Annotated in this window: 11 protein-coding genes; 9 read left to right on the top strand and 2 right to left on the bottom strand. The window is 45.9% G+C overall.

Going from position 1 to position 11,966, the window contains the following annotated elements; translation table 11 throughout:
• Positions 1–15: 15 nt before the first annotated feature.
• Positions 16–2,004, bottom strand: coding sequence for a type IIA DNA topoisomerase subunit B (locus KQI32_RS06690; RefSeq protein ID WP_177689737.1), 1,989 nt, complete (start codon positions 2,002–2,004; stop codon positions 16–18).
• 403 nt (positions 2,005–2,407) lie between these two features.
• Between KQI32_RS06690 and KQI32_RS06685 the strand changes: the two genes are divergently transcribed.
• The gene (locus tag KQI32_RS06685) at positions 2,408–2,575 is read left to right on the top strand and encodes a YtxH domain-containing protein (RefSeq protein WP_177689738.1); all 168 of its coding nucleotides are present in this window, start codon (positions 2,408–2,410) and stop codon (positions 2,573–2,575) included.
• 132 nt (positions 2,576–2,707) lie between these two features.
• Here KQI32_RS06685 and KQI32_RS06680 read toward each other — a convergent pair whose 3' ends face one another.
• A complete protein-coding gene (locus tag KQI32_RS06680) occupies positions 2,708–4,009 on the bottom strand; it encodes a phenylacetate--CoA ligase family protein (RefSeq protein WP_177689739.1) in 1,302 nt (433 codons plus the stop codon).
• A 383-nt stretch (positions 4,010–4,392) separates the two neighbouring features.
• On the opposite strand from KQI32_RS06680, the gene KQI32_RS06675 reads away from it, so the two are divergent.
• From KQI32_RS06675 to KQI32_RS06640, 8 genes are all read left to right on the top strand, one after another.
• Entirely contained in the window at positions 4,393–5,109 is a 717-nt protein-coding gene (locus tag KQI32_RS06675; protein WP_177689741.1) for a pseudouridine synthase, read from the top strand.
• Between the two features lie 8 nt (positions 5,110–5,117).
• On the top strand, positions 5,118–7,259 hold the full coding sequence (locus tag KQI32_RS06670; protein ID WP_216424399.1) for a Tex family protein: 2,142 nt from the start codon (positions 5,118–5,120) through the stop codon (positions 7,257–7,259).
• A gap of 34 nt (positions 7,260–7,293) precedes the next feature.
• On the top strand, positions 7,294–7,815 hold the full coding sequence (locus tag KQI32_RS06665) for a DUF6106 family protein (RefSeq protein ID WP_177689743.1): 522 nt from the start codon (positions 7,294–7,296) through the stop codon (positions 7,813–7,815).
• Positions 7,812–8,180 (top strand): holo-ACP synthase, encoded by a 369-nt coding sequence (gene acpS / locus KQI32_RS06660; protein ID WP_177689745.1) that lies wholly within the window; start codon positions 7,812–7,814, stop codon positions 8,178–8,180. Before KQI32_RS06665 ends, acpS begins: the two co-directional genes overlap by 4 nt.
• Before the next feature lie 2 nt (positions 8,181–8,182).
• Complete coding sequence (locus KQI32_RS06655) at positions 8,183–9,688, top strand: NAD(P)H-hydrate dehydratase (protein ID WP_216424398.1); 1,506 nt, start codon at positions 8,183–8,185, stop codon at positions 9,686–9,688.
• Positions 9,689–10,008: 320 nt separating this feature from the next.
• Positions 10,009–11,205, top strand: a complete 1,197-nt coding sequence (alr, locus tag KQI32_RS06650) for an alanine racemase (RefSeq protein WP_216424397.1) — start codon at positions 10,009–10,011, stop codon at positions 11,203–11,205.
• Positions 11,206–11,310: 105 nt separating this feature from the next.
• Positions 11,311–11,595, top strand: coding sequence for a hypothetical protein (locus KQI32_RS06645; protein ID WP_177689748.1), 285 nt, complete (start codon positions 11,311–11,313; stop codon positions 11,593–11,595).
• Between the two features lies 1 nt (position 11,596).
• Positions 11,597–11,941: a type II toxin-antitoxin system PemK/MazF family toxin gene (locus KQI32_RS06640; RefSeq protein WP_177689750.1), complete on the top strand. Its 345-nt coding sequence runs from the start codon at positions 11,597–11,599 to the stop codon at positions 11,939–11,941.
• Positions 11,942–11,966: the final 25 nt, after the last annotated feature.

The raw sequence follows: 11,966 nt of genomic DNA, 5'->3' as shown, positions 1-11,966 counted from the left end.
TTCTTTTTCCATCTCCTAACTGATATCCAACATTTCAAGATAGTCCGCGCCGAAATCCCGGATGTAGTCTTTCCTCCCCTGCAGATTATCCCCTAAAAGAATATCAAACATCTGCTTCGTGCTTTGTGCGTCCTCCGGCATAACCTTGATCAGCCGGCGGGTATCCGGACACATTGTAGTTTCCCACATCATTTCCGGCTCATTCTCACCCAATCCCTTGGAACGCTGCAAGGTATATTTTTCATCCAGTTTGTCTAATATCTCCATCTTTTCTTTTTCGTTGTAAGCAAAATAGGTTTTTTTCTTCGTGGTAATCTCAAACAGCGGTGACTCCGCAATATAGACCTTTCCCGCTTCGATCAGGGTCGGTACCAGCCGGTATAGCATGGTCAGAATCAACGTTCGTATCTGAAATCCATCCACATCAGCATCGGTACAGATGATGACCTTTCCCCATCGAAGTTTGTCCAAATCAAAGTCAGAGATGTCCTTGGCATGCTTCATCTTAATCTCCACTCCACAGCCCAGCACCCGAAGAAGATCGGTGATGATTTCGCTCTTAAAGATTTTGTCATACTCTGCTTTCAGACAATTCAAAATTTTCCCTCGAACCGGCATAATCGCCTGAAAATCCGGATCACGTCCCATTTTACAGGAACCCAGTGCGGAGTCACCCTCCACAATATAAATCTCTCGTTTGGCGATATCCTTGGAACGGCAATCCACAAATTTCTGCACACGGTTTGTCACGTCCATGGTAGATGAAAGTTTTTTCTTGATATTCAGTTTTGCCTTCTCCGCCTGCTCCCGGCTTCTCTTGTTGATCAGAATCTGTTCCGCGATCTTGTCCGCTTCCTGCTTATTCTCAATGAAATAAATCTCCAGCTGTTCCTTCAAAAACTCATTCATCGATTCCTGAATGAATTTGTTCGTGATGGCCTTCTTTGTCTGATTCTCATAGGAAGTTACCGTGGAGAAAGAACTGGAAACCAAAAGCAGGCTGTCCTGTACATCATTGAAATTGATTTTGGATTCTGTCTTCGTGTATTTATTATTCTGTTTCAAGTATTTGTCAATAGCATAGACGAAGGCATTCCGGACCGCTTTATCCGGAGAACCTCCATATTCCAGGAAACTGGAATTGTGATAATACTCAATCAGGTTGATTTCATTATTAAAGCAAAATGCTATCTGCATTTTCACCTTATATTCCTCTTTATCGCTTCTGTCTTTACCTGCTCTCTCGCAAGCCATGCTGCGGATTGAAGAGATTTCCTTTCCCTCGCTTAATTCCCGCACATAGTCCACGATACCGTCTTTATACAAAAAATCATAGGTTTCAAAAGAGCCGTCCTCTTTCTGATTAAACAGCTTGAAAGTGATTCCAGGATTTACAACAGCCTGTTTTTTCATGACGGTGATATAGTAATCCAAGCCAATATCAATGTCGGTAAAAACCTCCAGATCCGGCCTCCATTTTGTGATGGTACCGGTCTTTTTCGCATCGGTAGGCGTCTTTTTCAGACCGCCGATATTCTCCCCGTGCTCAAAATGCAAATCGTATTGATACCCGTCGCGTATGACAGTCACATTCATATACTCTGATGCATACTGCGTGGAACAGCATCCAAGTCCATTCAATCCCAGACTATATTCATAGTTGTCTCCCGAGTTGTTGTTATATTTTCCACCGGCATAAAGCTCACAGTATACCAGTTCCCAGTTGTATCTGTTTTCCTTTGGATTATAGTCCACAGGCGTCCCGCGCCCGTAATCCTTAACCATCACCGAATGATCGGCGAAACGTGTCACCTCTATGGTTTTTCCATAGCCTTCCCTTGCTTCGTCAATCGAATTGGAAAGGATCTCGAAGACGGAATGCTGGCAGCCCAGAATCCCGTCAGAGCCAAAGATAACCGCAGGTCTCAGCCGCACCCGGTCCGCTCCTTTGAGTGAGGAGATACTGGAATTATCATATTTTTTTTGTTCCACTGAAACTATCATTCCCTTCCAAGTACAAATTTTAAACTTTTTATAACATAGAAACAATGCATAATTGCATGTTTCAAAAAATAATGACAAAAGCGCTTTTTCTGTCACTTCGACGAATATGTCCATCGCATGGCGAGTTTGAAGCGCTTTTGAAGAGTTTCCGATTATTTTTATAACAAGATGAATTGCTTTTGCGCACAGTGCGTCAAAAGTCACCATACAAGCGTTTCAACCCTGCGCAGCAGAAGCTGTTTGCCTGCCGCTTGTTTCCCAAATCGAACCCTGCCGCTCACAGGCACAGAAAACTTTTTAGCAAGGTTATACATTTTGTGGATTGCCAGCCTGAATTTCTCTGTATAGAGGATAAAATTCAACAAATACTAACAAAAGAAATCAGGAAAAAGGAGTGAAAAGTATGAGTACAGGCGGATTTGTAAAAGGCCTGGTAGCAGGTGCGGCAATTGGTGCAGTGATGGGAGTCATTTTCGATCCGGTCAAAGAGCGTGACAGAAAATACATGAAAAAACGGGTTGGCCGGATGATGAAAAATGCCGGAAGTATCATAGATACCCTTCACATGTAATCCATGCTTAAGCATAGAATGCAGGATACGAACCCGCCTCAGACAACCAAAACCGGATTCGTATACGATGCTTCAAGCTTAAATCCAAAACGGCGCCGTATGATTATCATACGGCGTCTTTTTCCAATCAATTCAAACCAATTTTCTCCTGTCAATGACACGCACCGCTTTTCCTTCGCTTCTCGGAATCGTTTTGGGTTCCACCAATTTGATTTTTGCGCTGATTCCCAGGGTGGAATTGATCTCAGCGGACAGCTTCTTCTCCAGATCCTCTAACTTGCGCACCCGGGAGGAGAAGAGTTCCTGGGTTACCTCCACCTGAACTTCCATGATATCCAAATTGTTTACCCGGTCAACATAAATCATGTAATGAGGTTCCACATCACTGAATTTTAAGAGAACCGTCTCAATCTGAGATGGAAATACATTCACTCCGCGGATGATCATCATATCGTCGGAACGACCGGTGATTTTGCCCATCCTAGGCAGTGTTCTTCCACACTCGCAAGTATCATAGGTGACAGAGCAAAGATCCTTTGTGCGGTAACGCAGAAGCGGCAACGCCTGCTTTGTGATGCAGGTGAACACCAGTTCCCCTGTCTCTCCTTCCGGAAGCACCTCGCCGGTCTCCGGGTTGATAATCTCCGGGACAAAGTGATCGTGATGGATATGTAGCCCATCCTTTACAGAACAGTTCATAGACACCCCTGGTCCCATAATCTCCGAAAGGCCATAAACATCGTAAGCAGTAATGCCCAGTTTGTTTTCCAATTCTTTTCTCATATTTTCTGTCCAGGGCTCTGCCCCGAACACACCATATTTCAGACATAAATCATCTTTGGAAAAGCCCAAATCTTTCATGGTGTCGGCCAAATGCAGTGCATAGGAGGGTGTGCAGCACAGCAGAGTCGCTTTAAAATCCACCATCAGATTAATCTGACGCTTGGTGTTACCGGTCGAAACAGGAACAACCGCAGCCCCGACCTTCTCGCATCCGCAGTGGGCCCCTAGTCCCCCGGTAAACAAACCATAACCATAGGCAATGTGGGCAATATCTTTCCTTCCTACTCCGATGCTGGTGAAACTTCTGGCAAGGCATTCCGCCCAAACGTCCAAATCCTGCTGGGTATAGCCTACCACCGTCTGCTTGCCTGTGGTTCCGCTGGATGCATGAATCCTGGTAACTTGTTCCATTGGCACCGCAAAGGTTCCGAAAGGATAGTTATCCCGCAAATCTGTTTTATATGTAAAGGGCAGTTTGTTCAAATCGTCAATTCCTTTGATATCCCCTGGTTCCAATCCGATATCCTGCATTTTTTTACGGTAATAGGGCACGTTTTCATATACCCGTTTTACCGTATCCACCAAACGCTCGGACTGCAGCTTCCGCATTTCTTCACGCGGCATTGTTTCGATTTTCTCGTTCCAATACATTCTCGTTTCCTCCACATTTATTTCAATCAGCATTATTTCCGAAATACATTCGCTTCAGCAATAACCTATCGCGCTGTCATATATGCTCTCCAGCAGAAGAGTATATTTCCACAGAAAAGAAAAAGGCTACCGCCTGCAAAAATGCTGGAATCTCTATTTAGCTATTATATTTTATTCGCGGGAAAAAGTCAAGAAATAACGAAAAGCAAGCGGTCTTCCACCGAACCGGAAAAGCCGAACCGTTCCTCCTTATAGAAGCATAGAATGTAAACCTGCACTCCGCGGAAAACTCCAAAACATATCACTTGCGAAACGGAGCGGTTTGTAGTATAATATGAAACGTATATTTGAAGCGCGGACACTCTTCAAAAAAGGAAGATGAAATGATACGAATTGATAAATTTTTAGGAAATATGGGCATTGGAACCCGCACGGAAGTGCAGAGAATGATCCGCCGCGGCGAGGTATTGGTAAATGGGCAGGCTGTCCGCTTGCCGAAAGAGAAAATTGCCGAGGAAACCGACATCGTGACAGTGAATGGCGCCCCGGTAGCTTACCGCAGGCATATTTATTTGATGATGAACAAGCCTGCCGGTTACGTCACCGCAACAGTGGATAATCTGTATCCTACCGTGATTGAATTGCTTGACGATCCCATTGTGGCTTCCAAAGTCATGCCTGCCGGCAGACTGGATGTAGACACGGAGGGATTCGTATTTCTTACCAGTGACGGTGCGCTGAATCACTTTGTCACCGGACCGAAAAATCATATTCGAAAAACATATTATGCAGAGGTAGAGGGCGTGCTGGGTGAGTCAGACAGGGAAGCTTTTGAAAGCGGAATTCAGCTGGACGACGGTTATGTCACAAAGCCAGGCAAACTGGAAATCACCAAGTCCGCTGAAATATCAAAATGTTTTGTGACCATATCGGAAGGGAAATTCCATCAAGTGAAACGTATGTTTTTGAGCCTTGGAAAAAAGGTCGTATATTTAAAACGAATCCGCATGGGAAATCTGGATTTGGATCCCCGTCTGGAACCCGGCGAAAGCAGAGAACTCACGGAAGATGAATTGGCTTTGATCAAAGAAGAAAGGTGATATAGACTGTGGAAATCAATCAAACGATTGCAGAGGAATTGAAAATAAAGCAGTGGCAGGCGGATGCAGCCATTGCTCTCATTGATGAGGGGTGCACAATCCCCTTTATCGCCCGTTACCGAAAAGAAAAAACCGGTGAGTTGGATGATCAGGTGCTCCGTGAACTTTTTGACCGTCTGACTTATCTGAGAAATTTAAAACAGCGCAAGGAGGAAGTGCTTCGCTCGATTGAGGAGCAGGAAAAGCTGACCGACGAGATTGCGCTCAGTATCCAAAATGCAAAAACGTTGGCTGAGGTGGAGGACATTTACCGTCCCTTTAAGCCGAAAAAGCGTACAAAGGCGACCATTGCGAAAGAAAAAGGGCTCGAACCCTTGGCTCAGCTGATCCTTGCGCAGGAATTAAAGACAGGCTCCATACAGGACTTGGCTTCCGGTTACGTCAGCGACGAAAAAGGAGTTGCCAGCGGGCAAGAAGCTTTGGAAGGAGCCATGCATATTGTGGCGGAAAACATCTCGGATGATCCTCAGATTCGGAAACTGTTAAAAGCGTTTCTTTACCGCACAGGGGTCATATCCTCCAAGCAATCAAAGAATGAGGATTCCGTCTACCGGATGTACTATGAATACAGCGAAGCGGTAAATCGGATTGCAAACCACCGTATTCTGGCGTTGGATCGCGGAGAAAAGGAAGGTTTCCTGTCTGTTAAACTGGAAGTGGATGAAGAAAACGCTCTGGCTCTGATTCATAAACAGGTAATCAAAGGGCAGAGTATCACCCAGCAACTGGTGCGGGACAGCGCTCTTGACGCTTATAAACGGCTGATCTTCCCCTCGGTGGAAAGGGAAATCCGCAATATGCTGACCGAGCGGGCGCAGGAGCAGGCCATCAAGGTGTTTTCGGTCAACCTGAAGCATCTTCTGATGACTCCCCCCTTCAAGGGAAAGGTGACGCTGGGACTCGATCCCGCTTACCGGACAGGCTGTAAGATCGCGGTGGTGGATGAGACAGGAAAGGTGCTGGAAACCACGGTTGTATATCCCACGCCTCCGCAGAACAAAGTGGAACAGGCAAAGGCTGTTCTAAAAAAATTGATCGAAAAATACCAGGTTGATCTGATTTCCATCGGCAACGGCACCGCTTCAAAAGAATCCGAAATTTTCGTCGCCGATCTGCTCAAAGAGGTTGACAGGGAGGTTCACTATATTGTTGTCTCCGAAGCGGGTGCTTCGGTCTATTCCGCCTCCAAGCTGGGTGCAGAGGAGTTTCCCGATTACGATGTGGCGCTGCGCAGTGCGGTATCTATCGCACGGCGGATACAGGATCCGCTGGCGGAGCTGGTGAAAATTGATCCGAAAGCCATTGGGGTCGGACAATACCAGCATGACATGAACCAGAAGCGCCTGAGCGAAGCTCTGGGCGGCGTTGTCGAAGACTGCGTCAACTCGGTGGGCGTGGATGTGAATACCGCATCCCCTTCCCTGCTTTCCTTTGTCTCAGGCATCAACGCCACCGTAGCAAAAAATATTTTAGCTTACCGGGAAGAAAACGGTGCTTTCCAGTCCCGCAGAGAGCTTCTGAAGGTTCCGAAACTCGGCAAAAAAGCCTATGAGCAATGCGCCGGATTTCTGCGCATTCCGGAGGGAAAAAATATATTTGACAACACCTCTGTCCATCCGGAAAGCTATCAGGCGGCTGAAATGATGCTGGATATTCTTGGATATCAAAAAGAGGACATTGGGAACCTTGATGATATCCACAGCCGCATCCGGGAATATGGCGCTGAGAAACTGGGAGAAAAAGTAGAAATCGGTCTTCCGACGCTTCGGGATATCGTCACAGAGCTTGTAAAACCAGGCCGTGATATCCGCGACAATGCGCCGAAACCGGAGTTGAGAAGCGATCTTTTGGATATCAAGGATCTCAAGCCCGGCATGATTCTGACTGGAACCGTGCGCAATGTCATTGATTTCGGCGCATTTGTTGACTTGGGAGTCCATCATGACGGTCTGATCCACATTTCCCAGATCTGTAAAGAATATATCAAACATCCCTCCGAAAAACTTGCTGTAGGGGATATCCTAAAGGTAAAAATCATGGATGTGGATGTACAAAAAGGAAAGATATCCCTTACTCTGAAGGACATCTAAATCGAAATAAGAAATACAATCAAGGAGAACAGTTATGGATATTTATAAGGAATATATGGTAAAGCAGAAACGGTCCGCTCTGTCTATCGCGGGTTCCGTTTGCCTGTGGGGGCTGGCGGTAGCCTGTACGCCATTGGCGTTTACTATGTCCGTTCTGACCTATGGATTGAGCGTTCCTCTATGCGCGGGCATCTATTTCCTGGCTTGGTGGTTTACAACGAACAACAGTATTGAGTTTGAGTACATATTTACAAACGGCGAACTGGATGTGGATAAAATCTCCGGCAAACGGAAGCGGAAACGCTACGTGACAATTTCCGTATCCAAGTTTGATGTGTGCGAAAAGGCAGAGGGCGAACGTTTCCAAAACTATCAGAAGGACCCCAATATCAAAGTGAAATTTGATGCCAGCAAAGGCGCGGGCACCGAAAACCGTTACTATGCCGTCTTCACCAACAAGGAGGGCAACCGTATGCTGATGCTGTTTTCTCCTGCCTCGGGGCTTCTGGAAGACATGAAACGGTACAATCCCATGCGGATAGTGATAGACGGATGATCAAGGGAATCGGAACCGATATCATCGAAATCGATCGCATCCGGAAGGCAGTCCAAAGGGATTCTTTTCTCCAGCGCGTATTTACAGAGGGAGAAATTTCTATTTATCAGGAAAAGGGGCTGAATCCGCAAACGCTGGCGGGTTTTTTTGCGGCAAAGGAGGCGTTTGCCAAAGCTCTTGGTACGGGCTTCCGCGGCTTTTCTTTCCGTGATGTGGAGGTCCGAACCGACAATCTCGGAAAGCCTTTTCTCGTGCTTTCAGAGAAATTAGACCTACTTTCCTGCGTTCCGTCTTTTCGAAACATTTATGTGAGTATATCCCACTCAAATCAAAATGCGGTTGCATTTGTCATATTGGAGGAATAAATATGTTACTGGCTACATCTGCACAAGTAAAACAATTGGATCAAATTGCATCTGCCGAATTTTCTATCCCGGAGGAAAAGCTGATGGAAAATGCAGCGTCTGCCTTGGCAGAAGAAATATTCAAAGATTTTGGCAGGGAACGTTCGTTTCTCTTTCTGTGCGGCAGAGGAAAAAACGGCGGAGACGGTTTACTGACAGCAAAAAATTTGCTGCAAAAAGGATGTAACGTTTCCGTCTTTGCAACCGATCCGCCGGAACAATTCAATCCTTTGACGCTGCGGGCTTATGAGACGGCGAAAAGTGCCGGTGTTCCCATCCGTTCTGAGCAAATTGCGCCGGACAAGTCCACAGTCGTTGTGGATGCGCTTCTGGGAATCGGTATCACCGGGGAGCCGAAGGGCAGTATCAAGGAAACGATCGACAAGGTACAGGAATGGAAAAACATCGTGATTTCCATTGATATCCCCAGCGGTGTCAATGCCGACAACGGGAGGGCAGTCGGTTCCCATATCAAAGCAAAGAAAACGTATTCTCTGGCCATTGATAAGGTCGGGTTAAACGTCTATCCGGGGGCGGAACTGGCCGGTGAAAAAATTGTCTTGGATATTGGCATTCCGAAAGAAGCTTATACAAGACTCAATTACAGTTACCGACTGATCAGCGATGAAATGGCGCGGATGCTTTTGCCCAAACGCGCTGATTTTTCTCATAAAGGCACTTTCGGCAAAGTGGGAATCGTGGGCGGAAGTCTGGGAATGTCCGGTTCTGTAACACTGGCTTCCTTGGCGGCGTTGCGCGCCGGCGCTGGCATGTGCTATCTGTTTGTGCCGGATGACATCTATGAAGCCGTTTGCATCAAGCTCAACGAGGTAATTGTCCGGAAAGATTCCGAACTGGAAAAATACATGGGCGAGTTGGATGCAATTGCTATCGGAATGGGACATGCCCAAAATCCAAAGGCAAAGCATATAATGAAATTGGTAATGCAGAAATTTACGAAACCGGTATTGGTAGACGGAGACGGTCTGAATTTTCTGGCGGTCAACGAGGCTATGCTGAAAAAGGCCGCCTGCCCGCTGATCTTTACCCCTCATGAGATGGAATTTTCCCGTCTCTCCAAGATGGATCTGTCCGAGGTGATTCAGAATAAAATCTATTTTTCTATGAAGTATGCGAAAGAAAATTGTGTCACCACAGTCTTGAAAGGGCCAAAAACCATTGTTGCATCCCAGTCCGGTGAAGTCCGGATCAACACCACGGGGAACAACGGTATGGCCACAGCAGGAAGCGGCGACGTACTTTCCGGCATTATCGCAGGCCTTCTGGCACAAGGTCTATCCCCATATGACGCTGCAAGTTTAGGCGTTTACTTGCACGGAGCCAGCGGAGATATCTATGTGAAAGAAAACGCAAAGTATTCTCTTATTGCAGGCGATCTAATCGTCTACCTGCCAAAGGCATTTCATTTGATTGAGCAGACTCAAGAGATTGACGCTTTCACTTTCTGATTTTAATAATATAAAACCATTCGAATTCTTGTTTGAGAAAGGGCATCACCCTGTTATACCATCATTTCAGCGGAAGATGATTCTATCTGCTCCCACTGAAAAAAGTGGTTCCCATCGCTTGGAAGAAACGCGGGGGGGATATCAGCGAGATTATCATGAAATGAGCTTTTTCTTCTGAAAGGATAGGTCATTTCTTTCTCTCGTTAAAACACTTTTTTGCAGGTTTTTGCCCGGCACAAAAACTTTCATTAAAATCTTGTTATAAAATAGAGAAATATTGTAAAAATATATATTACAGTACTGTATGGAGGGATTTTAGCATGTCCATGGAGGAAGAGCGAAGCTGGACAGAAATCAATCTGGATCATCTGGCGCACAACGTGTCGGTCATTCGGAAAAAAACCGGGGAAAATGTGAAGATGCTAGGCGTCGTGAAATCAGATGCATATGGACATGGCGTTGTAGAAATCGCAAAAAAATTACAGCAGCTGGGCACAGATTATCTGGCGACCGCCTGTTTGAAGGAAGCTTCCGAGCTTCGGCAAAGCGGGGTTACCCTTCCGATTTTAATCCTCTCACACACATCCGCCTCACAAGCGGAGGAACTGATTGCCTTTGACGCGATGCCTACCGTTTTTGATTTGGATTTTGCGAGAAAGCTTAACCAACAGGCAAAAGGGAGGAAGATAAAGGTTCATTTGAAAATCGATACCGGAATGACCCGCTTGGGATTTCATTTCTGCAATGATGGTTCCGCATCCGATTTACAGACAATCCATGATATCTGTGAGGCTGCAAATCTGCCCAACTTGGAAATAGAAGGAATCTTCTCCCATTTTGCATCCTCCGACGAAGAGGAGGGTCAGAATTACACCAATATGCAGTTTACCCGCTTTACAGCACTGATTAAAAAGCTGGAGGACAGGGGCCTGCATATTCCCATCAAGCATATTTGCAACAGTGCGGCAACCCTCCTGCATCCCGAAATGCATTTGGACATGGTTCGCTGCGGCATCATCCTGTACGGAGCCTATCCCTCCGCTTATGTAAAGGAACAGCTTTCTTCTGACGAGATGCTCAAACCGCTTTTGTCTTTTAAGGCAAAGGTTACCCAAACCCGTACCATTCCTAAGGATGTGTGTATCAGCTATGGAAGAAAGTACACAACAACCTCTGAGGAGAAAGTTGCCGTGGTATCCGCAGGCTATGCGGACGGATTCCGTCGTATGCTCAGCGGTTCCTTTCATGTATTGATCCATGGAAAATACGCTCCCATCCGCGGAACTGTCTGCATGGATCAGACAGTAGTCGGTATATCTGAAATACCTGGTGTTCGGCCAATGGATACCGCAACTCTGATCGGCCGGGACGGTGAATCAGAGATCACCGTTGATGAGATGGCAAAGGTGCTTCACACCATCAATTATGAGATTTTTTGCCTGATTGGCAGAAGGGTTCCCAGGATATATCTTGAAGACAATAAAATCGTAGCAAAAACCGAATATCTCAATTACTAAATTTTGCAGTTTGACGATATTGTAAGCTTGTAGTATAATGTAACTAAAAACGGCAGTTGTAAACCTTTTTAGTTTAAATTGCTCAAAAAAAGGGGGCAATCAGCATTGGACGCTTCTTACAAAATATCGGTTTTCCTGGAACCTGAAACCTACAAGGCTCTTGATGAGATGACTAGGGACAGTGAGGATCCAAGAAGCATTTCCGACCTTATCAATAAAGCGATTTGTGAATTGATCAAAAACAATAAGAAAAAGAAAGAATCCGAAGAACAATTAAAAAGAGGATATGAAGAACTCGGCGAAATTAATTTGGGGCTGGCTGAGATGTGTTTGGAGGCAGACAATCAGGCTTTGTATATCACAGAGCTGAATCTAACGGAGAGTGAATAATGTGCTTATTAAACGTGGAGATATATACTATGCCGATTTAAGCCCCGTAGTCGGATCAGAACAGGGCGGCGTACGTCCCGTTCTCATTATTCAGAACGACGTGGGAAACAAATACAGCCCAACCGTAATCGCTGCGGCGATTACCAGCAAAATCAACAAGGCAAAGCTCCCCACCCACATCGAACTGAATGCAGAGAGCTTCGGACTGCCGAAGAACTCTGTGATTCTAATGGAACAGATCCGGACCATCGATAAAAAAAGGCTAAAGGAAAAAATCGGCCGTTTGGACGAAATTTATATGGAACGGGTCAATGCGGCCTTATCTGTAAGTTTTGGTCTGAACTAAACGTTTTTGGAAGGGGTTACAAAAG

Origin of the sequence: Acetivibrio sp. MSJd-27 (assembly GCF_018918095.1) — a bacterium.
Taxonomy (GTDB): Bacteria; Bacillota; Clostridia; order UMGS1840; family HGM11507; genus HGM11507.
Note: the sequence above shows the minus strand (reverse complement) of the source record. Positions and strands in the feature narration are given on the sequence as shown.